This window comes from Ramlibacter tataouinensis (genome assembly GCF_027941915.1).
Taxonomy (GTDB): domain Bacteria; phylum Pseudomonadota; class Gammaproteobacteria; order Burkholderiales; family Burkholderiaceae_C; genus Ramlibacter; species Ramlibacter tataouinensis_C.
In genome coordinates this window covers 20,301-42,902 of sequence record NZ_CP116009.1, presented here as the reverse complement: position 1 = coordinate 42,902, position 22,602 = coordinate 20,301, and the positions used below count along the sequence as shown (strand labels likewise).

Sequence of the window (22,602 nt, the reverse complement as noted above, 5' to 3'; positions counted from 1 at the left end):
AGCGCGAACCCGGCGCCGCCCATGGCCAGCACGGCAGCGACGGTGACATGCCTCAGCGTGAAACTCATCTCGTGTCTCCTGCGGTGGTTTGGTGGGCGCAGCGTAATGGCTTTGCAAAGCGCAACGGTCAGGGATTGCCCGTAAGCGCAGTCCCGGCTATCCCGAACGCGACAGGCCGGCGCGAAGGTCCTCAGGCCGACGGCAGCCGATAGTCCTTCAGTTGCTCGCGCAGCCGGGTCTTGAGCATCTTGCCGGTGGCGCCCAGCGGGATGGCATCGACGAACACCACGTCGTCCGGCACCTGCCACTTGGCAATCTTGCCCTCGTAGAACTTGAGCAGTTCCTCGCGCGTGACTTCGGTGCCGGGCTTCCTGACCACCGCCACGATCGGCCGCTCGTCCCACTTGGGATGCTTCATGCCGATGCACGCGGCCATCTGCACCGCCGGGTGCGCCATGGCAATGTTCTCGACGTCGATCGAGCTGATCCACTCGCCGCCGGACTTGATCACGTCCTTGCTGCGGTCGGTGATCTGCATGAAGCCGTCGGCGTCGATGGTGGCGACGTCGCCGGTCGGGAACCAGCCGTCCACCAGCGGGTCGCCGCCCTCGCCCTTGAAGTACTCGCGCACCACCCAGGGTCCGCGCACGTACAGGTCGCCGAAGGCCTTGCCGTCCCAGGGCAGTTCCTGGCCGCCGTCGCCGACGATCTTCATGTCCACCCCGAAGATCGCGCGGCCCTGCTTGAGTCGGATCGCCATCTGCTGCCCGGCCGGCTGCGCGAGGTGCTTGTTCTTCAGCGTGCACAGCGTGCCCAGCGGGCTCATCTCGGTCATGCCCCAGGCATGCAGCACGTCGACGCCGTACTCCTCGCGGAAGGCATCGATCATCGCGGGCGGGCAGGCCGAGCCGCCGATCACGGTGCGCTTGAGGGTCGAGAAGCGCAGGCCGCCCTGCTTCATGTGGCCCAGCAGCATCTGCCACACCGTCGGCACGCCAGCCGCGAAGGTCACCTTCTCGGCCTCGACCAGTTCATAGACCGACTTGCCGTCCAGCGCCGGGCCGGGGAACACCAGCTTGCAGCCGGTGAGCGCGGCCGAGTACGGGATGCCCCAGGCGTTGACGTGGAACATGGGAACCACCGGCAGCACCGAGTCGCGCGCCGACAGGCCCATCACGTCGGGCAGCGCCGCGGCGTAGGCGTGCAGCAGGGTCGAGCGGTGGCTGTACAGCGCCGCCTTCGGGTGGCCCGTGGTGCCGCTCGTGTAGCACATGCTGGAGGCCGAGTTCTCGTCGAACTGCGGCCACTCGTAGCCGGTGGGCTGGCCGCCGATCCAGTCCTCGTAGGCGACCAGGTTGGGAATGCCGGTGTCGGCCGGCACCTTGCCGGAGTCGCACAGCAGCACGTACTGCCGGATGGTGGGGCACTTGGCATGCACCGCCTGCACCAGCGGCAGGAAGGTGGCGTCGAAGCAGAGCACCTGGTCTTCGGCATGGTTGGCGATCCAGGCGATCTGCTCGGGGTGCAGGCGCGGGTTGATGGTGTGCAGCACGCGGCCGGAGCCGGACACGCCGAAGTACAGCTCCAGGTGCCGGTAGCCGTTCCAGGCCAGCGTGGCGACCCGGTCCGAGAACAGCAGCTTCATGCCGTCGAGCGCATTCGCCACCTGCCGCGCCCGCCGGGCGACGTCGCGCCAGGTGTAGCGGTGGATGTCGCCCTCGACGCGGCGCGAGACGATCTCACCGTCGCCCTGGTGGCGGTCGGCGAACTCGATCAGCGACGAAATCAGCAGGGGTTGGCTTTGCATCAGGCCGAGCATGGGGTCTCCTTGTCTGGCGGCTCTTGGACCGGGAAAGGCCGATGCTAAAACGAAATGCCGGGCTTGCCGGCGCGCGCGGGACGCGTCGCGTCACGTCCGGAACCGGTGCGGCTCAGGTCGACGCGGCGGGCGCCGGCTGCACCGAACGCAGGAACTCCAGCGTCACGGTGGTGCCCGCGCCTTCGGTGGAGTCGATGCGCACGGAGCCGCCGGCGGCCTGCATCACGCGCTGGCAGAACATCAGTCCCATGCCGTTGCCGCCAGCCCGGGTTGTGACCGGCTCACGGGTGAGGCGCTCCAGCACCGGCGCGGGGATGCCGGGGCCGTTGTCGACGAAGCGGATCCAGCCGCGGGCGGCGCCGGCGTCCGCTTCGCAGCCGGCCTGGACCTGCAGCTGCGGCTGCGGCGTGTCGCGCAGCGCCTGCAGCGCGTTCTTGGCCAGCGTGCACAGCACCAGGTACAGCAGGTCGCGCCGGCCGGGCAGGCGGAAATCCTGTTCCACCTGGAACGAGACCCAGCCCCGCTCCGCGTCCTCGAACGGGAACTCGTCGCGCAAGGCCGCCAGCAGCGCCGCGGCGCTGACCGTCTGGGGCGCGGCGCCGGGATAAGCGTCGCGCGCCGACTGCAGGAAGGTGGAGACCAGCGACTGGCAATACAGCGCACGCCGCTCGGCCCGCTCCAGCGCCGCCAGCAGCTCGCCCGGCTCGTGTTCCTCGAAGCGGGCGATGCCGGCCGGCGCCTGCGGGTTGGGGGGCAGGTGGCGCGATGCGACGCTGGCGACACAGCCGCGCACGGTGGCCAGCGGCGTGTTCAGCTCGTGCGCCAGGAAGCCCAGCGTCTCGCGCAGGGCCGCCGCCCGGTTCTCGTTCATGGCGCGCTGCAGCGCCTGCGTGCGGTACAGCGCCAGCGCCTCGCGCAGCGCTTCGCGGGTCGGCTCGTCCTCCAGCGGCTTTTCCAGGATGCGCAGCACCCGGCCCTGGTTGACGGCCGCGATGGCCACTTCCTTTTCCGCATAGGCGGTGGCCAGCAGCCGAACGACGTGGCGATGCTCGCGCTGCACGCGGCACAGCAGTCGCATGCCGTCCTGCCCGGGCATGCGGTAGTCGGTGACCAGGACGGCAAAGCGGCCGCTGCCTTCGGCCAGCAGGGCCAGCGCCTCGTCGGCGCTGGCGGCGGTGGCGACCTCGAATTCGCCGGCGAAGCTGCGCGCGAACCACTTGCGCGAACGCTCGTCGTCATCGACGAACAGGATGCAGCGTGCAATGGCAGGTTCCATGGCGCGGATGCTAGGCCTCCTCGCGCGGCTGGTGGCGAGCGCCGTAGTCGCGCAGCGCCTGGTCGGTGCGCGCCGCCAGCGCCTGCACCTGCTGCAGCCAGTCGGCGCCGGCCGGCCAGCGGCTCTCCTCGAGCACCGGCACATAGACCTGGCGCACCTGCTGGTAAAGCGCCAGCGCGCCGGCCTCGCCGCTCATGCCCAGCAGCGAGTGCAGCGCGTCCCGCGCCTGGTGGAGGTCCTGCGCCCGCACCGCGTGCTCGAGCGAGCCGACCAGCCGGGCGATCTCCGGCAGGTAGTCGGCCAGCAGTTCGTCCAGCAGGCCCAGCCGGCGGTAGCTCTCCAGCCGCGCTTCGTTGAGCAGCGGACCGTCGCTGCCGCCCGCCGGCCCGGCCGCAGCGGTCGGTTGGTGCGACTGCGCCGCGCCGCCGGCGAGCACCGCGCCGAGGGCTTCGTACAACTGCATGGCCTCGACCGGCTTGACCAGGAAGCCGTCCATGCCGGCCTCGCGCGCGCCCTGCATGGCCGGGGCGTCGGAATGGGCGGTCAGGGCCAGGATCGGCACGCCGGACCAGGGCTGGCGGCTGGCGCGCACGGCGCGGGCGGTGTCCAGGCCGCCCATGCCGGGCATGCCCAGGTCCATCAGCACCGCGTCGAACGGGGAGGCCTGGCCGAGCGCCTGCAGCGCCGCCTGGCCGGTGTCGACCTCGACCACCTCGGCGCCGGCTTCGCGCAGGTAGGCCGCCACCGCACGCCGGTTGTAGGCGCTGTCGTCGGCCAGCAGCACCCGGCGGCCGGCCAGCGCATGGGCCGCCACTTCCGCGCCTTGCCGTTGCAGTGCCTGCACCAGGGCCTGCACCAGCGGCAACTGGTCGCTGGGCTTGGCGACGAAGCTGTCGATGCCGGCCCGCTGGGTCTTGACCCGCGCCACATGGGCCGGCTCGCTGGTGTGGGCGACGATGCGGACGTAGCGGTTGGCGGGCGCCTGGCCCTGGCGCAGCCGCTGGGCCACCTGGTAGCCGTCGACCACCGGCATGTTCAGATCCAGCAGCACCAGGTCGTAGGCGTGCCGGGCCAGCAGGTCCAGAGCCCGCTGCCCGTCGGCCGCCTCGTCGATCGACAGCCCGACCGGCCGCAGCTTGTGCCGGGTAAGGGCCCGCTGGGCGGCGTCGTCCTCCACCATCAGCAGCCGCTTGCCGGCCAGCGCATCGCGCGCCTGCGCCAGTCCGCGGGCGTGGTGCTCCTCGCGCGCCTGCTCGCCCACCGCCGGGAACTGCAGCGTGAACTCGGTGAAGGCGCCGGGCTGCGACTGGCAGCGAATGGTGCCGCCGAACGCCTTCATCACCCGCTGGCAATAGGCCAGCCCCAGGCCGGTGCCGCCCGACTTGCCGACCGAGCGGAACGGCTCGAACAGGGTGGGCAGCACCTCGGGCGCGATGCCGGGCCCGTTGTCGCGCACCCGCACCTGCTGGCCGCCGACCATGATCCAGACGCGCGTGCCCGGCTGCAGCCGCAGGTAGTACAGCGCATTCTTGATCAGGTTGAACAGCACAAACAGGCAGGCGGTCTCGTCGCCCCGGAACTGGAAGTCCTCCTGCACCTGCACGGCGACGGCGGCGCACTCGTCCTCGCTGTCGTAGCCGTACTCCTCGACCGCCTTGGAGACCACCGCGGCGGCCGACAGGTAGGAGAAGCTGGCGGTGTCCAGCGGCCGCGCGCTGACCTCGTCCAGTGTCATGGAGATCACCTGCAGGCCGCGCTGCACGGCCTGCTCGCCATGGGCCAGGTGCCGGTACAGCGTGTCGACGTCGGCCGGGCCGACCGGCGCCAGCTGGCCGCCCGACAGCCCCGGCGCCGGCAGCACGCGCTGCATGGCCTGCAGGCTGTGGTGCACCTGCGCCAGCGGGTGCCGCAACTCGTGCGCGATCGAGCCGGCCAGGCCCTGGGTGGCGCGCAGCTTGCGCTCGGCGTCGATCTGCTCGGTGGAGAACTTGAACAGGTTGCCGCCGATCACGATCAGCGCATAGGCCGGCAGCTGGGACACCAGGTCCATCGGCACGCGTGGCTGGTCGACCGTCAGTGCGTACCAGAGCGCGGCCAGGCCGGTGCCCGCCGCCAGCATCACCAGCGTGTTGCGCCAGTCGGTCAGCATGACCAGGAAACACAGCACGATGAAGGCGTTGGAGATCGCCGGTACGCCGCCGCCGCGCTCCAGCGCGACCAGCACCGTGAAGCACGGCAGGCAGTACAGCAGCACCCCGTAGGAGTAGCGGATGTAGTAGGGCTTGAGCCGGCGCGGCCAGTGGTCTTTCAGCCCCAGGCCGAGGAACAGCGCCACGGCCACCAGCCGGAAGCCGATGTCGTCCCAGATCTCCGGCTTGCTGCGCGTGAAGCGCAGGAAGAAGAAGGCGATGTACGTGACCGCGCCCAGGTAGCCCATGTACTTCAGCCGCGGCGGGCCGTACGCGTGGTAGGCCTCGTAGTGGGCGAACACGCGCGAGAACCAGTTCATGGCGGGCTTTCCGATGCGTTCAGTGCGGGCGCAGGGCGGCCAGCCGCAGCTGCGCCTGCTGCTGTTCCTGCTCACTGCCGGCCAGAGCGCGGAACACGGTGGCGACGTCGCCATGGATCAGCGAGTAGCTGCCGTCCTCGCCTTCGAAGGCGTCCTTGAGCAGCACCGAGAAGCCGAAGCGGCGGTACAGGCGCCCCAGCAGCGGCGTGCAGGTGGCGAACAGATTCTCGACCTGCAGGTGGTCCAGCAGGTGGGCCAGGGTCAGGAACAGGCAGCGCTTGAGCGCTTCCGGACCGGCGCGGTACTCCGGCGCGACCACCAGCCTGCCGACCTCCCAGGCCGCGGGCATGAGGTGGGGCGCCGCGTCCTGTGTCACCAGCAGCTTCTCGCAGGGTGCGAGGCCGAGCCCGAGCGGAATAAGACGAATGGTTCCAATCCAGGTGCCGCGCCAGAGGAATCCGGCGACAAAGCCGTGCTGGTCTCTTTTTTTTCCCGACTCTCGAAGCCGGGGTCGGCCAGCGCGGCCGCCGGCAGGTGGATTTCCTGGCGCAGGTGCAGCACCCGGGCGATGTCGCCGGGCCCTTGCAGGTGGCGGATTTCCAGCTCGTCGATCGCGATCTCGCGCGGTGCGGCTGGCGCCTCGGCGCGCAGATGCGGCGCCAGCGGCGCATCGGAAACCGGGACGGCCGTGCTTGCGGCCATCGACATGTTGCTCATCGTTGTTCCTCCCTCGCTGCCGCCGATCCGGGGCGCGCTCCACAACTAAAAAATTATCCGGGTGGTGTCAATGGCCGCGCTATAGGCGAAATGCCTAAGGTCGGGCTGAGGACCCCGAGCCGGCGGCCTGCAGCGAGTCTCCCCTTCCCTGCCGGCAAACGGCGGGGGCGGGACAATGCGGCCATGAACCAAGACGTGGCTGCGCCCGTGCGCGAACTGGACCTGGGCGTGCGCTGGCGCCACACGTTCGCCGGCCTGGGGCCGGCCTTCCACACCGAACTGGCGCCCCTGCCCCTGCCAGAGCCCTACCTGGTCGGGCTCAATCGCCGCCTGGCCGACGAGCTGGGCCTGGACGCCGACCGCCTGCGCGGCGACGCGGGCGTGGCCGCCCTCACCGGCTCGCTGCCGATCGCCGGCACCCGGCCGCTGGCCAGCGTCTACAGCGGCCACCAGTTCGGCGTCTGGGCCGGCCAGCTGGGCGACGGGCGCGCTGTGCTGCTGGGGGAGATCGACGCGGCCGGTGGCCCGCAGGAGCTGCAGTTCAAGGGCAGCGGCCGCACGCCGTACTCGCGCATGGGCGATGGCCGCGCGGTGCTGCGCTCGAGCATCCGCGAATACCTCTGCTCGGAGGCCATGCACGGCCTGGGCATCCCCACCACCCGGGCGCTGAGCGTCACCGGCTCCGACGCGCCGGTGCGGCGCGAGACGGTCGAGACGGCCGCCGTGGTGGTGCGGGTGGCACCGAGCTTCGTCCGCTTCGGCCATTTCGAGCACTTCGCCGCGCGCGGGCAGGAGGAGCCGTTGCGCCGGCTGGCCGACTACGTCATCGATCGCCACTACCCCGGGTGCCGCTCGAGCGGCCGCTTCGGCGGCAACGCCTACGCGGCGCTGCTCGAGCAGGTCAGCGAGCGCACGGCCGCCCTGCTGGCGCAGTGGCAGGCCGTCGGCTTCTGCCATGGCGTGATGAACACCGACAACATGAGCATCCTGGGCCTGACCATCGACTACGGTCCGTTCCAGTTCCTGGATGCGTTCGACCCCGGCCACGTCTGCAACCACAGCGACGAGACCGGGCGCTACGCCTACAACCGCCAGCCCAACATCGCCTACTGGAACCTGTTCGGCCTCGGCCAGGCCCTGCTGCCGCTGATCGGCGACGAGGCAACGACGCTGGCCGCGCTGGAGTCGTACAAGACGGTGTTCCCGCGCGAGCTGGAGTCACGCATGCGGGCCAAGCTGGGCCTGGGCGATTCGCGGGAAGGCGACCGGGCCCTGATCGAAGGCATCCTGCAGCGGCTGGCCGCCGACAAGGTGGATTACCCGATCTTCTGGCGGCGCCTGTCGCAGCATGTCGCCGGCGCGGCGATCGAGCCGGTGCGCGACCTGTTCCTCGACCGCGCGGCGTTCGATGCCTGGTTGCTAGACTACGCGGCCCGCCTGCCCGCCGACCGCGCGACGGCCGGGCTTGCGATGCTGCGGACCAATCCCAAGTACGTGCTGCGCAACCACCTGGCCGAGCTGGCGATCCGGCGCGCGCAGCAGAAGGATTTCGGCGGCGTGGCCGAGCTGCTGGCCGTGCTGCAGTCGCCCTTCGACGAGCATCCGGCGCACGAGGCGCTGGCCGGCTTTCCGCCCGAATGGGCCTCCCACATCGAGATCAGTTGCTCCTCATGAACTACCCGATCCGCAAGTCCGACGACGAGTGGAAGGCGACCCTGGCGCAAAAAGGCGCCGAGCGCGGCGCCTTCGAAGTCACCCGCCACGCCGCCACCGAGCGCCCCTTCACCGGCAAGTACGAGGCGGTCTGGGCCGACGGCAGCTACCACTGCATCTGCTGCGGCAACAAGCTGTTCGATTCGGTGACCAAGTTCGATGCCGGCTGCGGCTGGCCGAGCTTTGCCGAGGCGGTGCCCGGCTCGATCATGGAGATCCGCGACACCAGCCACGGCATGGTGCGCACCGAGACCGTCTGCGCCCAGTGCGGCGCCCACCTGGGCCACGTGTTCCCCGACGGACCGGCGCCGACCGGGCTGCGCTACTGCATGAACTCGGCCTCCCTCGACTTCCAGAAGACCGAATGAAACTGCTGATCGACTTCCTGCCCATCGCGGTCTTCTTCGCCGCCTTCAAGCTGTTCGACATCTGGGTGGCCACCGGGGTGGCCATCGTGGCGACCGTGGCGCAGATCGCCTGGGTGCGCTGGTCCACCGGCAGGATCGAGCCGATGCACTGGCTCAGCCTGGGCGTCATCGTGCTGTTCGGCGGCGCCACCCTGCTGGCGCACGACGAGAACTTCATCAAGTGGAAGCCGACGGTCCTGTACTGGCTGATGGGCGGCGTGTTGGCCGCCGGCCAGCTGGTGTTCCGCAAGAACCTGCTCAAGTCCCTGATGGGTGCACAGATGACGCTGCCCGACCCGGCCTGGCGGGTGGTGAACTGGAGCTGGGTCGGCTTCTTCGCCGCCATGGGGGCGATCAACCTGTGGGTGGCCTTCAACTTCGCCACCGACACCTGGGTCAACTTCAAGCTGTTCGGCGGCCTGGGCCTGATGATCGTGTTCGTGCTGGCGCAGGCGGCCTACCTGTCGCGGTTCATGAAGACGGAGGCCGAGTAAGCCATGGCCACCGGCATCACCGCCCAGGCCCTGCAGCAGAGGCTGGCCGAGCGCCTGTCGCCGACCCGGCTGGAAGTGATCGACGAGAGTGTCCAGCACCTGGGCCATGCCGGCCAGGACGGCACCGGCGTCGGCACCCATTTCCGGGTGCGGATCGACTCCCCGCTGTTCGCCGGCAAGCCCCGGGTGGCGCGGCATCGCCTTGTGTATGATGCGCTGCGAGATTTCATCGACGCCGGCGTCCATGCGCTGGCCATCGAAACCTCCTGACCTCCCCCGCTTTTTGCGCCACCCCTTGAGAGGGACCCACCCCCGATGAAACAGCAACTCCTGGCGGTCGCCGCCGCTGCCTTCCTGTGCGCCGCCCTGCCTGCCGCGGCACAGAACGTCGCCATCGTCAACGGCAAGCCGGTGCCCAAGGCGCGGGTGGACGTGCTGGCCTCGCAGTTCGCCAAGTCGGGCCGGCCGGTCACGCCGGAGATCTCCGAGCAGCTCAAGGAAGAAGTCATCGCCCGCGAGGTGTTCATGCAGGAAGCGCAAAAGCGCGGCCTGGAGGGCAGCGAGGACTTCCGCAACCAGATGGAACTGGCCCGCCAGACCCTGCTGATCCGCGAGCTGTTCGCCGACTACCAGAAGAAGAACCCGGTGACCGACGCCGAGATCAAGGCCGAGTACGACAAGTTCGCGGCGGCCAACGGCGGCAAGGAGTACCGGGCGCGCCACATCCTGGTCGAGAAGGAAGCCGAGGCCAAGGCCATCATCGCCAACCTGAAGAAGGGCCAGAAGTTCGAGGACATCGCCAAGAAGCAGTCCAAGGACCCGGGCTCCGGCGCCAACGGAGGCGACCTCGACTGGGGCAACGCGGCCAGCTACGTGCCCGAGTTCTCCGATGCCATGGTCAAGCTCGGCAAGGGCCAGACCACCCAGCAGCCGGTCCAGACCAAGTTCGGCTGGCACGTGATCCGCCTGGACGACGTGCGCGATGCCCAGCTGCCCAAGCTGGAAGAGGTCAAGCCGCAGATCGCCCAGTCGCTGCAGCAGCAGAAGCTGGCGAAGTTCCAGCAGGACCTGCGAACCGGGGCCAAGGTGGAGTAACGAGCGCAGCGCGTTACTCCATCCCCGCGAAGGCGGGGAATCCAGGCTCGAATCCGAGCGCAGCGAGTAATTCGATTCCCGCGCAAGCGGCGATCCACCGGAAGCGGCCCTTGCGGCCGCTTTTGGCTTTTCCGACGCCTCGTGCGCGTCGCGCTGGATCCCCCCTGCGCGGGGAATGACAGTGTCGTGGTGGCTTGGTTCGGGCTGCGCCGGCCCTAGCCCCTGGCCAGGTACGTCACCCCCGCGACCACCGCGATCATCACCGGCTGGTGCAGCATGTACCAGGACAGGCTCCAGCGCCCCATCCAGGCCAGCGGCCGCCCCTGGGGAAGCAGCCGGCCCTGCAGCACCTGCGGCCGGTTCGCCAGCAGCCATTGACCGGCCGCCAGGCCCCACCAGATCGCGCCCAGCCAGGGGAACACCGGCACGTAGTCTTCGGTGACCGGCTTGCGGCTGACCAGGCCCAGCCAGTGGAACGGGGGCCGGTTCAGGACCTCCAGCGCGGGCCAGGCGGCGTGGGCCGCCGGCGCGGCCATTGCCAGGCCGATCGCCAGCGCCCCGGCCAGCCAGAGCCAGCGCCCCCAGCCCGCCGTCAGCCGCACCACGACCAGCATCACCGCGATGCCGTGCAGGACGCCGAAGAAGATGTAGCTGCGCGGGAACATCAGCCAGGAGCCGGCCGTCACCAGCAGCGCGCAGCCGGCGATCTGGGCCCAGCGCCGCCAGAAGCGCGGCCAACGCTGGCCCTGGGCGTGGGCCACCGCCTGCGACAGGCCGGCGCAGAACAGGAACAGGCTGACGATGGCCGTGCGCTGCCCGGTCCAGACCGGGTCGCGCAGGAAGTCCTGGCGGATCCAGCCGAAGTAATTGAGGTCGAAGCAGAAGTGGAAGGCCGTCATCCAGACGATGGCGGCGCCACGCAGGGCATCGATTCGGTCGTAGCGGCCGGTGGGCATCGCGCCCGAGTGTAGGCGCGGCCCGCGGGCGCCGGCCCGCTTTCAGCGGTGGTGCTTGCCGACGCGCGAGAACGGGTCGTCCAGGTCCGCGTCCTGGCTGGGGCGCGCCTCGCGCACCCGCACCGAGTCCGACGGCGCAAGCCCCCCCATCTGGCTGTCGAGCTGGAAGTTGGACTGCTCCCACAAGTCCCAGGCCGATTCGTCGTGGTCCTCGCGGACTTCGAGCTGGGGCGGCGCCTCGGGCGGCACGGGCGTGCGGGCCGGGCTCGCTGGCGCAGGCGCCGCGGCGGCGTCAGCCGGTTCGGAAGGCCGCGCAGCGGGGGCTTGGCGCCTGAACAGCTTGAACATCCTTCGATCCTCCAGCCGGCTTGCCTTCGACCGCACCCGGGTGGGCGCGAAGCTTCGACATTCAACAAAGCCGGGGCGCCGCCCGTCAAGAGGCCCTGCCCTAGGGGATCGGCCCGGGCGCGCCGCCGTGGGCGGTATCCCAGGCGAAGCAGCCGCGGTAGGCATGCCAGCTCGCGTGCCCCAGCCATGGGCCCACCAGCAGCACGCCCACCGCCCAGGGCAGCAGCATCGCACCCGCCAGCAGCGCCACGATCAGCGCGCCCCACAGCAGCAGGGGCGCGGTGCGGCCGGCCACCGCCTGGATGCTGGCGATGCCGGCGCTGATCGCGTCGGTGTCGCGGTCCAGGATCATCGGGATCGACACCACGCAGGTGGAGAACACCAGCGCGGCGAACACGCCGCCCACCAGCGCGTAGGCCGTCACGAACTGCCAGTTGCGCGGGTTGAACACCGCCTGCAGCACCGAGGCGGTGGTCGGCATGCCGGTGTCGAAGAACACCGCGAACACCACCAGCGAGGCGCGGCCCCACAGCAGCTCCAGCAGCGTCAGGACCAGCACCAGCAGCCCCATGCTGCCCAGGTGGCGGTCCCAGCAGGTCAGCGAGCCGGCGAAGTCCTGCGCCACCCCCTGCTCGTGCCGGCGGCTGACTTCGTACAAGCCCATGGCCAGGAACGGTCCGAGCAGGAAGCAGCCCGAGACGAAGGACACGGTGTACTCCGGCATGCGGCGGAACACCGCACCCAGCAGCAGCGCCATGCCCCAGAAGCACAGGCCGTAGAACAGCGAGATGCCGGGCGCCGCGCGCAGGTCTCGCGCACCGCGCGCCAGCCAGCGCAACGGATCGGCCAGCGTGATCGCGCGCAGTTCGCGGCGCGGCGCGGCGGCGGGGGCCGGCAGGGAATCCGGGGCCGGCGGCTGCAGGGGTGTCATCCCTGCATTCGACGCGCCGACCCGCCGCCTCCCTATCGGGACCTACCCCACTGGGTTATTGGTCGCCGGTCCTGTCAACCGACCCATTTTCTGGCATTGCGCCAGATCCGCAGCCAGGGGCTGAAGTCGCTCTTGTCGCCGCCGCTCCAGGACATCTGGATGTTGCGGAAGGCGCGCTCGGCGTGCGGCATCATGGCCGTGAATCGGCCGTCGGCCGTGGTCACCGCCGTCAGGCCGCCCGGGCTGCCGTTGGGGTTGAGCGGATAGGCCTCGGTCGGCTGGCCATGGTGGTCGACGTAGCGCATCGCGGCGATGGCCGCGGCCGGGTCGCCCCGATGCGCGAAGTTGGCATAGCCCTCGCCGTGCGCCACCACGATCGGCAGCCGGCTGCCGGCCATGCCGGCGAAGAACAGGCTGGGCGAATCCAGCACCTCCACCTGCGCCAGCCGCGCCTCGTAGCGCTCGCTGCGGTTGGTGGTGAAGCGCGGCCAGGCCTGCGCGCCCGGGATGATGTCGGCCAACTCGGCCATCATCTGGCAGCCGTTGCACACGCCCAGCGCGAAGGTGTCGCTGCGGTCGAAGAAGGCCTGGAACTGCTGCGACAGCTGCGGGTTGAAGGTGATGCTGCGCGCCCAGCCGATGCCGGCGCCCAGCGTGTCGCCGTAGCTGAAGCCGCCGCAGGCCACGAAGCCCTGGAACTGCGGCAGCTCGGCGCGGCCGGACTGCAGGTCGGTCATGTGCACGTCGACCGCCTCGAAGCCGGCCAGGTCGAAGCAGTACGCCATCTCCAGGTGCGAGTTGACGCCCTGCTCGCGCAGGATGGCCACGCGCGGCCGCGCGAGATTGAGGAACGGCGCGGCCACGTCGTCCTGCGGATCGAAGCTGGGGGCGAACTGCAGGCCGGGATCGGCCGGATCGCCGGCGGCGGCATGTTCCGCGTCGGCGCCTTCGGGGTTGTCGCGCTGCTGGCAGATCTTCCAGCTCACGCTGTCCCAGACCTGGTGCAGGTCGGCCAGCCTGGCGCTGAACACCGCCCTGGTGTCGCGCCAGACCTGGACCTCGCCCTTGCCCGCGTCCAGCGGCGACGAGGCCGGGCGGGTCTGCCCGACGAAGTGGCTGTGCCGGGACAGGCCGTGCTCGCGCAGCACCTGCATCACGGTGTTGCGCTCGGCGCTGCGCACCTGCAGCAGCACGCCCAGTTCCTCGCTGAACAGCGCCTTGAGCGTGAGCTCCTCGCGGCGCGCGCCGACCTGCCCGGCCCAGTTCTTGGCATCGCCGTACTCGGCCCGGCTGTCGCTGATGCCGTCGCCCTCGGTGACCAGCAGGTCCACGTTCAGGGCGATGCCGACGTGGCCGGCAAAGGCCATCTCGCAGGCCGCCGCCAGCAGGCCGCCGTCGCTGCGGTCGTGGTAGGCCAGGATGCGGCCCTGCGCCCGCAGCGCGTTGACGGCATCCACCAGCCGCACCAGGTCGTGCGGGTCATCCAGGTCCGGCACCTCGCCGCCGGGCTGCTCCAGCACCTGGGCCAGGATGCTGCCGCCCATGCGGTGGCGGCCCTTGCCCAGGTCGACCAGCACCAGCGTGGTCTCCTCGTCGGCATCCAGCTGCGGCGTGAGCGTGGTCCGCACGTCCGCCAGCGTGGCGAACGCGCTGACGATCAGGCTGACCGGCGAGGTCACCTGCCTGGCCTGCCCGGCCTCCTGCCACTGCGTGCGCATCGACAGGCTGTCCTTGCCGACCGGGATGGAGATGCCCAGCGCCGGGCACAGCTCCAGCCCCACCGCCTTGACCGTCTCGTACAGCGCGGCGTCCTCGCCCGGCTCGCCGCAGGCAGCCATCCAGTTGGCCGACAGCTTCACGCGCGGCAGCTCGATCGGCGCCGCCAGCAGGTTGGTGATGGCCTCGGCCACCGCCATCCGGCCGGAGGCGGCGGCGTCGGTGGCGGCCAGCGGGGTGCGCTCGCCCATGCTCATGGCCTCGCCGGCGAAGCCCTGGTAGTCGGCCAGCGTCACGGCGCAGTCGGCCACCGGGACCTGCCACGGCCCGACCATCTGGTCGCGGTGCGACAGCCCGCCCACCGTACGGTCGCCGATGGTGATGAGGAAGCGCTTGGAGGCCACCGTCGGATGCGACAGGACCTTGATCACGGCGTCCTGCAGCGATACGCCGGTGAGCTGGATCGGCGGCGAGCTGCGCGCGACCGAGCTCACGTCACGGTGCATCTTCGGCGGCTTGCCCAGCAGCACGTCCATCGGCATGTCGACGGCGAGGGTCCCCTGCCCGTCCCCGTCCAAATCCACGTCGCCCACGACCAGTTGCCGCTCCTCGGTCGCCACGCCGACCACCGCGAACGGGCAGCGCTCGCGCTCGCACAGCGCGCGGAAGGCCTCCAGCGAGGCCGGCGCGATCGCCAGCACGTAGCGCTCCTGGCTCTCGTTGCACCAGATCTCCTTGGGCGCCAGGCCCGACTCCTCCAGCGGCACGCGGCGCAGGTCGAAGCGGGCGCCGCGGCCGGCATCGTGGGTGATCTCGGGAAAGGCGTTGGACAGGCCGCCCGCGCCGACGTCGTGGATCGCCAGGATCGGGTTGGCGGCGCCCAGCGACCAGCAGTGGTTGATGACCTCCTGCGCGCGGCGTTCGATCTCCGGGTTGCCGCGCTGCACCGAATCGAAGTCCAGCTCGGCCGCGTTGGCGCCGGTGGCCATCGAGCTGGCGGCGCCGCCGCCCATGCCGATGCGCATGCCGGGCCCGCCCAGCTGCACCAGCAGCGTGCCGGCCGGAAAGCGCTCCTTCGTCGTCTGGCCGGCCTCGATGCTGCCCAGCCCGCCGGCGATCATGATCGGCTTGTGGTAGCCGCGCGCCACGCCGTCGACCACCTGCTCGTACTCGCGGAAGTAGCCCAGCAGGTTGGGCCGCCCGAACTCGTTGTTGAAGGCGGCGCCGCCCAGCGGACCCTCGGTCATGATCTGCAGCGGGCTGGCGATGTGTGCCGGCCGGCCGTTCGGGTTGTCCCACAGGCGCGAGACCGTGAAGCCGGTCAGGCCGGCCTTGGGCCGCGCGCCGCGGCCGGTGGCGCCCTCGTCGCGGATCTCGCCGCCGGCGCCGGTGGACGCGCCCGGGAAGGGCGAGATCGCCGTCGGGTGGTTGTGCGTCTCCACCTTCATCAGCACGTGCTGCAGCGCCGGCCGGCGCGCATAGGCCGAGGGCCCGTCGCCGCGCAGCGGCAGGAAGGCCTCGACCGGCGAGCCCTCCATCACCGCCGCGTTGTCCGAGTAGGCGATGACGGTGTGCTGCGGGTTCGTGCGGTGGGTGTGGCGGATCATCCCGAACAGGCTGTGCTCCTGGGGCACGCCGTCGATGGTGAAGCCGGCGTTGAAGATCTTGTGCCGGCAGTGCTCGCTGTTGGCCTGCGCGAACATCATCAGTTCGACGTCGGTGGGGTTGCGGCCCAGCGTGCGGAAGGCGTCCAGCAGGTAGTCGATCTCGTCGCCGGCCAGCGCCAGCCCGAACTGCACGTTGGCCCGCTCCAGCGCGCCGCGGCCGCCGGCCAGCACGTCCACTTCCTCCATCGGCGTGGGCGCCAGTTCGGTGAACAGGCGGTGGGCGCCGGCCAGGTCGGGCAGCACGCTCTCGGTCATGCGGTCGTGCAGCAGCGCCGCGAGGGCCTCGCGCTGCGCCGGCGACAAGGCCGGCGCCTTGCCGAGCAAGGGGGACTTGAGCGTCACGCGGTAGACCACCGCGCGCTCGATGCGCCGCACCGGAATGCCGCAGTTGTGCGCGATGTCGCTGGCCTTCGAGGCCCAGGGCGACACCGTGCCCAGCCGCGGGGTCACCACGAACGGCGTGCCGGCCGCCGCGCCCTCGAACGGCTCCCCGTAGGTCAGCAGCTGGTCGAGCCGTTCGCGGTCGGCCGCCGAGGGTGCCTGCTCCCACGCGGCCAGGTGGACGAACTGCGCCGTCAGGCCCTCCACCCGGTCATGCACCGCTTGCAGCCGGGGCAGAAGTTGCTGGACACGGAAAGGGCTGAGCGCGCGCCCGCCCTCGAACTCGGTGATGTGCAGGGTCACTGGTGAAGCCTGTTGGGAAGCGATCGCGCCACCGCTGACTGGGGTGGCGCCGGGAGGCCCTCGATTTTACCGGGCGGGGCGGTGGCGCCCTGCAGCGCCGCACCCCCTCGCGGATAATTCGGCCCATGAGCATCACGTACAAGGACGCCGACGGCATCCAGGGCATGCGCACGGCGGGCCGGCTGGCGGCCGAGGTGCTGGATTTCCTGACCCCCCACATCAAGCCCGGCATCACCACGCGCCAGATCGACGAGCTGGCCGCCGAATGCATGAAGAAGCAGGGCAGCACCTCCGCCACGCTGGGCTACCAGCCGCCGGGTTACCCGCCCTACCCCGCCTCGCTGTGCACCTCGGTCAACAACGTGGTGTGCCACGGCATCCCCAATGACAAGCCGCTGAAGAAAGGCGACATCGTCAACGTCGACGTCACCGTCATCAAGGACGGCTGGTACGGCGACACCAGCCGCATGTTCATGGTCGGCGAGGCGTCGATCGCGGCCAAGCGGCTGATCCACCTGACCTACGAGGCGATGTGGCACGGCATCGTGCAGGTCAAGCCGGGGGCCCGGCTGGGCGACATCGGCTGGGCCATCCAGCAGTTCGCCGAGCGCAACGGCTTCTCGGTGGTGCGCGAGTTCTGCGGGCACGGCGTCGGCCGCAACTTCCATGAAGAGCCGCAGGTGCTGCACTACGGCAAGCCCGGCACGCTGGAGGAACTCAAGCCCGGCATGACCTTCACCATCGAGCCCATGATCAACGCCGGCCGCAAGGAGGTGAAGGAACTGGGCAACGACGGCTGGACCATCGTCACCAAGGACCACTCGCTGTCGGCGCAGTGGGAGCACACGGTGCTGGTCACCGAGAGCGGCTGGGAGGTGCTCACGCTGTCGGCTGGCAGCCCGCCGCCGCCGGCGTTCGTCAACGGCTGAGGCCGCCGTGCAGCCGTCGGGGGATGCCGCCCTCCTGCGCGATCGACTGAAAGCGCAGAAGGCCGCCATCAACCAGGCGCTGCTCGATCCCTCGCGCCCGACCCGCGCCATCGGCGCCGTGCTGCGGCGGCTGGCCCGCCATGTCGACGACGTGCTGCTGGCCCTGTGGCGCGCGGCGCAGGTGCCCCCCGGCATCGCCCTGCTGGCGGTGGGCGGCTACGGCCGCGGCGAGCTGTTCCCGCATTCCGACGTCGACGTGCTGGTGCTGCTGCCCGAGGGCACGGACCCCGCGCAGGACGCGGCGCTGCGCCAGCGGCTGGAAGCCTTCATCGGCCAGTGCTGGGACAGCGGCCTGGAGATCGGCTCCAGCGTGCGCACGCTGCAGGAATGCCAGGACGCCGCCGCGGCCGACGTCACCGTCCAGACCTCGCTGCTGGAGGCGCGCCGGCTGGCCGGCGAGCGCGCCCTGTTCGAGCAGTTCCGCGAGCGCTTCACCCGGGCTGCGGACCCGCATGCCTTCTTCGTCGCCAAGACGCTGGAGATGCGCCAGCGCCACACCCGCTTCGAGAACACGCCCTATGCGCTGGAGCCCAACTGCAAGGAGTCGCCCGGCGGCCTGCGCGACCTGCAGGTGATCCTGTGGGTGGCCAAGGCGGCCGGCTTCGGCACCAGCTGGGACGAGCTGGCCGCCAAGGGCCTGGCCACGCCGCTGGAGGCGCAGCAGCTCGAACGCAACGAGGCCCTGCTGCGCCTGATCCGCGCCCGCCTGCACACCATCGCCGGCCGGCGCGAGGACCGGCTGGTGTTCGACCTGCAGACCGCCGTCGCCGAGGCCTTCGGCTACCGCACCCGCAGCGCAGGCGGCCGCGTGCTGCAACGCGCCGGCGAAGCGCTGATGAAGCGCTACTACTGGGCCGCCAAGGCCGTCAGCCAGCTCAACCAGATCCTGCTGCTGAACATCGAGGAGCGCCTTGCGCCCAGCGGCCAGGAGCCGGTGCCGATCAACGCCCGCTTCTCGATGAAGGCCGGCATGCTGGAGGTGGCCGGCGACGACCTGTACGAGCGGCACCCGCACGCGGTGCTGGAGACCTTCCTCGTCTACCAGACCACGGTGGGTGCCAAGGGACTGTCGGCCCGCACCCTGCGCGCCCTGTACAACGCACGCGGCGTGATGGACGCCGGGTTCCGCAAGGACCCGGTCAACCACGCCACCTTCAAGGCCATCCTGCAGCAGCCCTCGGGCATCACCCACGCCTTCCGGCTGATGAACCAGACCTCGGTGCTGGGGCGCTACCTGTGGGTGTTCCGCCGCATCGTCGGCCAGATGCAGCACGACCTGTTCCACGTCTACACGGTCGACCAGCACATCCTGATGGTGCTGCGCAACGTGCGCCGCTTCTTCATCGCCGAGCACGCGCACGAGTACCCGTTCTGCTCGCAGCTGGCCGCCGGCTTCGACCGGCCCTGGGTGCTGTACGTGGCGGCGCTGTTCCACGACATCGCCAAGGGCCGCGGCGGCGACCACTCCGAGCTGGGCGCGCGCGAGGTGCGCCAGTTCTGCCGCCAGCACGCGATCGAGGCCGAGGACGGCCGGCTGATCGAGTTCCTGGTGCGCGAGCACCTGGCGATGAGCCGCATCGCCCAGAAGGAGGACCTGAGCGACCCGGCGGTGATCGCCGCCTTCGCCGCCCGGGTCGGCAACGAGCGCACGCTCACCGCCCTGTACCTGCTCACGGTGGCCGACGTCCGCGGCACCAGCCCCAAGGTCTGGAACGCCTGGAAGGGCAAGCTGCTGGAGGACCTGTACCGCGCCACGCTGCGCGCGCTGGGCGGGCACACGCCCGACCCGGCCGCCGAGATCGAGGCGCGCAAGCGCGAGGCGCTGGTGCAGCTGCAGCTGTTCGCGCTGCCGCACGAGGCGCACCGCAAGCTCTGGGACACGCTGGACGTGGGCTACTTCATGCGCCACGACGCCGGCGAGATCGCCTGGCACACGCGCCACCTGTCGCGCCACGTGGGCAGCGCCCGCCCGGTCGTGCGCGCCCGGCTGTCACCGGTGGGCGAAGGCCTGCAGGTGCTGGTCTACACGCCCGACCAGCCCGACCTGTTCGCGCGCATCTGCGGCTACTTCGACCACGCCGGCTTCTCCATCCTGGACGCGCGCATCCACACGGCGACCAACGGCTATGCGCTGGACACCTTCCAGGTGGTCACGCCCATGCTGCCCGAGCACTACCGCGAGCTCACCAGCATGGTCGAGTCGGAGCTGGAGCAGACGCTGGAGCGCGCCGGCCCGCTGCCGCCGCCCAGCCGCGGCCGGGTGTCGCGCCGGGTCAAGAGCTTCCCCGTCACGCCGCGGGTGCAGCTCACGCCGGACGAGCGGGCGCAGCGCTGGCTGCTGACCATCTCGGCCAGCGACCGGCTGGGGCTGCTCTACTCGGTGGCGCTGGTGCTGGCGCGGCACCGCATCAACCTGCAGCTGGCCAAGATCACCACCCTGGGCGAGCGGGTGGAGGACACCTTCCTGGTGGACGGCGCCGAGCTGCAGGAAAACCGCCGGCAGATCGCGATCGAGACGGAGCTGCTGCAGGCCCTGACGGCCTGAAGCGGTCAGTCGTCCTGTCCGGCATCCATGCCGGGGAACAGCACCTCCGTGAAGCCGAACTGCGTGAAGTCGCGCATGCGCATCGGGTACAGCTTGCCGGCGAGGTGGTCGCATTCGTGCTGCACCACGCGGGCGTGGAAGCCGTCCACCGTGCGGTCGATCGGATCGCCGTAGGGGTCGAAGCCGGTGTAGCGGATCGCCTTCCAGCGCGGCACCAGCCCGCGCAGGCCGGGCACCGACAGGCAGCCTTCCCAGCCCTCCTCTTCCTCGTCGCCCAGGGGCGTGATCTGCGGATTGAGCAGCACGGTGCGCGGCACCAGGGGCGCATCGGGGTAGCGCGGGTTGGGCGCGTCGGTGCCGAAGATCACCAGCTGCAGGTCGACCCCGATCTGCGGCGCGGCCAGGCCGGCGCCGTTGGCGGCCCGCATGGTGTCGAACATGTCGGCCACCAGCAGGTGGAGCTCGTCGCTGTCGAACGCGGTCACGGGCTGGGCCACCCGCAGCAGCCGCGGGTCGCCCATCTTGAGGATCTCTCGAACGGTCATGGACTCGAGGATAGCCGTCCGCGCACGGCCTGGCGGATCGCATCGGCGCCGCTGCGCACCTGGCAGGCGGCCCGCCCCGCCAGCGCCAGCCGGCGCAGCGCCCAGGGCGTGAGGTCGTCGTGGCCGGCCGGCACCGGCGGCGGCTCGGGCAGCTCGGGCGGCACCTCGCCGTTGGCGGCCGCGCCCTGCGGCGCCAGCAGGGCGTCGGCGATCGCCTCGGCGGCGCCGGCCAGCTCCGGCCGCAGCCGCTCGCGGTCCAGGCGCTCGCGGCGCAGCAGCAGCAAGGTCTTGATCGCGGTGAGCTGCGCCAGCAGCTGGTAGCTGTGGGCCAGCAGCCGCTCCAGTTGCTGCAGCGGCGGCCGCACGGCGCGCGGCTCGGACAGCGCGCGCTGGGTCGCCTGCACCAGCGCCGACAGGCTGTCGTAGGCCTCGCGGCGGGCCAGCCGCCAGTCCAGCTCGGGCTCGTCGTCGACCGCGTCGAACTGCCCCAGGCCGAGCGCCACCCGGGCATGCCGGGCCTGCGCCGCCAGCGTCCGGCGCAGCAGGGCCGGCAGCTGGCCACGCTCCCAGCTGGGCAGCACGTAGCTGAAGGTCCAGGCGATGGCGGCGCCCAGCACCGTGTCGGCCAGGCGTTCGGCCACGTTGAAGACCGGATCGGCGCCGGCGCTGAGCAGGCTGGCCTGCAGCAGGCCGAGCACGGTGGCAGCGACGGCCGTGGCCACGTAGTTGCGCACGACGAAGGCATGCGCCACCGCCTGGGCGACGGTCAGCACCAGCACCGTGGCCCAGAACGGCAGCTGCAGCCACAGCAGGCCGGCCGCCAGCAGGCAGCCCAGCAGGGTGCCGGCCACCCGGCCGTTGCGGCGCTCCACGGTCTGCGCCAGGCTGCCGCGCAGCACCACCACGATGGTCAGCAGCAGCCAGTAGCCGTGCGACCCCCAGGGCAGCGCCAGCGACAGCGCGTAGGCGGTGGCGATCGCCAGGCTGGCGCGGATGGCATGGCGCAGCGGCGGCGCGTCCCAGCGCCAGAGCCCTGCGAACGGCTTCCACGACCAGCTGGTCGGGCTGACGAACAGGCGCCAGGCCTCGCGCACCACGGCGACGTCGGCCACCGCATCGCCACGGGCCAGCGCCACCAGCTGGCGCGTGTCTTCCTGCAGGTAGGCGATGCGGTTGGACAGGCTTTGCACCAGCGCCATCGCCCGCTCGTCGCGCGCATCGACGCCGGCGGACCGCTCGCCGAATGGACCGACGGCCGGCGCTGCCTGCGGCTCGAAGGGGTCCGGCCGGCGCCCCAGCAGCAGCGCATCGGCGCAGGTTTCGAGCGCGGCCGCCAGGCGCTCCAGCCAGGCCCGCAGCGCGTCCAGCGCCGGCAGCGGGCCCGGGTGCGCCTGCAGCGTTTCCAGGTCCAGTTCGCAGGCCAGCAGGTGGTCGCGCATCTCCAGCAGTTGCAGCAGCATCGCGGCGAGTTGCTGCCGGCGTGCGGTGCGCGGCTTCTCCAGCACCAGGTTGCGCGCGGCCTGCAGCTGGTCGGCCAGGGCCGCCTGCTGGCGCATCAGGCGGCCGATCAGCGGCGGCGCGCCGGCCGCCGGCTCACCGGTCACGGAGAACTGGCTGGCCTGGGTGCGCGCCAGCGCCGCGACGGCCTGCAGCGTCTCGGCGATGAGCTGAACCCGGTAGCGGCCGTTCAGCACGGCATTGGCCAGCACCGACCAGCCCAGGTACAGGGCCGCGCCCAGGGCGAACCAGCCGCCGGCTTCGAGCGCCGCATCGCGGCCGCCGACCGTGGGCACGGCCATCGAGAAGATGGCCGCGAACATGATGGACGCGACGATGGGCACGCCGCGGCGGCCCCAGGCGCCGGCCAGGAAGGCCAGGAAGGTGGCGGGCACCAGCAGCAGCCCCAGCGCCACCGGGTCGCCCATCAGCAACTGCATGGCGATGAACAGCGGCACCCCGAACAGCGCCGCCGGCAGCACCTGCAGCAGCTTGCCGCGCAGCGGCGCCGCCACGTCGGGCGGGATGCAGACGATCACCCCCACCGTGGCCACCGAGGCCGGCCACGCGCCCCAGCCGGCGCGCACGAAGGTGGCCACGAAGAACAGCCCCAGCGCGGCCGACACGCCGCCCAGCACCGAATGGCCGAGGGCGATACGCAGGGCGTTGGGCAAGGGAGAAGTCAAAGGATGGA

At 71.1% G+C, this 22,602-nt stretch carries 18 protein-coding genes; 7 read left to right on the top strand and 11 right to left on the bottom strand.

Annotated elements, in window-relative coordinates; translation table 11 throughout:
- Positions 1-190: 190 nt before the first annotated feature.
- The 5 genes from PE066_RS00170 to PE066_RS00150 all read right to left on the bottom strand — a co-directional run bounded on the left by PE066_RS00170 (position 191) and on the right by PE066_RS00150 (position 6,321).
- Positions 191-1,819, bottom strand: coding sequence for a 3-(methylthio)propionyl-CoA ligase (locus PE066_RS00170; RefSeq protein ID WP_271234558.1), 1,629 nt, complete (start codon positions 1,817-1,819; stop codon positions 191-193).
- A gap of 112 nt (positions 1,820-1,931) precedes the next feature.
- Entirely contained in the window at positions 1,932-3,095 is a 1,164-nt protein-coding gene (locus tag PE066_RS00165) for a hybrid sensor histidine kinase/response regulator (protein WP_271234557.1), read from the bottom strand.
- 10 nt (positions 3,096-3,105) lie between these two features.
- Positions 3,106-5,604 (bottom strand): ATP-binding response regulator, encoded by a 2,499-nt coding sequence (locus PE066_RS00160; protein WP_271234556.1) that lies wholly within the window; start codon positions 5,602-5,604, stop codon positions 3,106-3,108.
- Between the two features lie 19 nt (positions 5,605-5,623).
- Positions 5,624-5,980, bottom strand: coding sequence for an N-acetyltransferase (locus PE066_RS00155; protein WP_271234555.1), 357 nt, complete (start codon positions 5,978-5,980; stop codon positions 5,624-5,626).
- A complete protein-coding gene (locus PE066_RS00150) occupies positions 5,977-6,321 on the bottom strand; it encodes a hypothetical protein (RefSeq protein ID WP_271234554.1) in 345 nt (114 codons plus the stop codon). The genes PE066_RS00155 and PE066_RS00150 overlap by 4 nt, the downstream gene beginning before the upstream one ends.
- A gap of 183 nt (positions 6,322-6,504) precedes the next feature.
- Between PE066_RS00150 and PE066_RS00145 the strand changes: the two genes are divergently transcribed.
- Genes PE066_RS00145 through PE066_RS00125 form a run of 5 tightly spaced genes read left to right on the top strand, consistent with a single transcriptional unit; the run spans position 6,505 to position 10,030 of the window.
- Entirely contained in the window at positions 6,505-7,995 is a 1,491-nt protein-coding gene (locus PE066_RS00145; RefSeq protein WP_271234553.1) for a protein adenylyltransferase SelO, read from the top strand.
- Positions 7,992-8,402: a peptide-methionine (R)-S-oxide reductase MsrB gene (msrB, locus tag PE066_RS00140; protein WP_271234552.1), complete on the top strand. Its 411-nt coding sequence runs from the start codon at positions 7,992-7,994 to the stop codon at positions 8,400-8,402. The genes PE066_RS00145 and msrB overlap by 4 nt, the downstream gene beginning before the upstream one ends.
- Positions 8,399-8,935: a septation protein A gene (locus PE066_RS00135; RefSeq protein WP_271234551.1), complete on the top strand. Its 537-nt coding sequence runs from the start codon at positions 8,399-8,401 to the stop codon at positions 8,933-8,935. The genes msrB and PE066_RS00135 overlap by 4 nt, the downstream gene beginning before the upstream one ends.
- A 3-nt stretch (positions 8,936-8,938) precedes the next feature.
- On the top strand, positions 8,939-9,205 hold the full coding sequence (locus tag PE066_RS00130; RefSeq protein ID WP_271234550.1) for a BolA family protein: 267 nt from the start codon (positions 8,939-8,941) through the stop codon (positions 9,203-9,205).
- A 45-nt stretch (positions 9,206-9,250) separates the two neighbouring features.
- Positions 9,251-10,030 carry a peptidylprolyl isomerase gene (locus tag PE066_RS00125; RefSeq protein ID WP_271234549.1) on the top strand — a complete coding sequence of 260 codons (780 nt, stop codon included), beginning with the start codon at positions 9,251-9,253 and terminating at the stop codon, positions 10,028-10,030.
- A gap of 215 nt (positions 10,031-10,245) precedes the next feature.
- Here the strand turns inward: PE066_RS00125 and PE066_RS00120 are convergent, their stop codons facing one another.
- The 4 genes from PE066_RS00120 to purL form a co-directional block, all read right to left on the bottom strand.
- Positions 10,246-10,986: a heparan-alpha-glucosaminide N-acetyltransferase gene (locus PE066_RS00120; RefSeq protein ID WP_271234548.1), complete on the bottom strand. Its 741-nt coding sequence runs from the start codon at positions 10,984-10,986 to the stop codon at positions 10,246-10,248.
- 42 nt (positions 10,987-11,028) lie between these two features.
- Positions 11,029-11,334 carry a hypothetical protein gene (locus PE066_RS00115; RefSeq protein ID WP_271234547.1) on the bottom strand — a complete coding sequence of 102 codons (306 nt, stop codon included), beginning with the start codon at positions 11,332-11,334 and terminating at the stop codon, positions 11,029-11,031.
- A 100-nt stretch (positions 11,335-11,434) separates the two neighbouring features.
- A complete protein-coding gene (locus tag PE066_RS00110; RefSeq protein WP_271234546.1) occupies positions 11,435-12,265 on the bottom strand; it encodes a DUF2189 domain-containing protein in 831 nt (276 codons plus the stop codon).
- A gap of 74 nt (positions 12,266-12,339) precedes the next feature.
- Positions 12,340-16,332: a phosphoribosylformylglycinamidine synthase gene (gene purL, locus PE066_RS00105; RefSeq protein WP_271234545.1), complete on the bottom strand. Its 3,993-nt coding sequence runs from the start codon at positions 16,330-16,332 to the stop codon at positions 12,340-12,342.
- 125 nt (positions 16,333-16,457) lie between these two features.
- Here purL and map point away from each other — a divergent pair, with 125 nt between their 5' ends.
- On the top strand, positions 16,458-17,261 hold the full coding sequence (map, locus tag PE066_RS00100) for a type I methionyl aminopeptidase (RefSeq protein ID WP_271234544.1): 804 nt from the start codon (positions 16,458-16,460) through the stop codon (positions 17,259-17,261).
- A gap of 7 nt (positions 17,262-17,268) precedes the next feature.
- The gene (locus PE066_RS00095; RefSeq protein ID WP_271234543.1) at positions 17,269-19,866 is read left to right on the top strand and encodes a [protein-PII] uridylyltransferase; all 2,598 of its coding nucleotides are present in this window, start codon (positions 17,269-17,271) and stop codon (positions 19,864-19,866) included.
- 5 nt (positions 19,867-19,871) lie between these two features.
- Here the strand turns inward: PE066_RS00095 and def are convergent, their stop codons facing one another.
- Both def and PE066_RS00085 read right to left on the bottom strand, forming a co-directional pair.
- Positions 19,872-20,411, bottom strand: coding sequence for a peptide deformylase (gene def, locus PE066_RS00090; RefSeq protein ID WP_271234542.1), 540 nt, complete (start codon positions 20,409-20,411; stop codon positions 19,872-19,874).
- Positions 20,408-22,582: an FUSC family protein gene (locus tag PE066_RS00085; RefSeq protein WP_271234541.1), complete on the bottom strand. Its 2,175-nt coding sequence runs from the start codon at positions 22,580-22,582 to the stop codon at positions 20,408-20,410. The genes def and PE066_RS00085 overlap by 4 nt, the downstream gene beginning before the upstream one ends.
- Between the last annotated feature and the right edge of the window lie 20 nt (positions 22,583-22,602).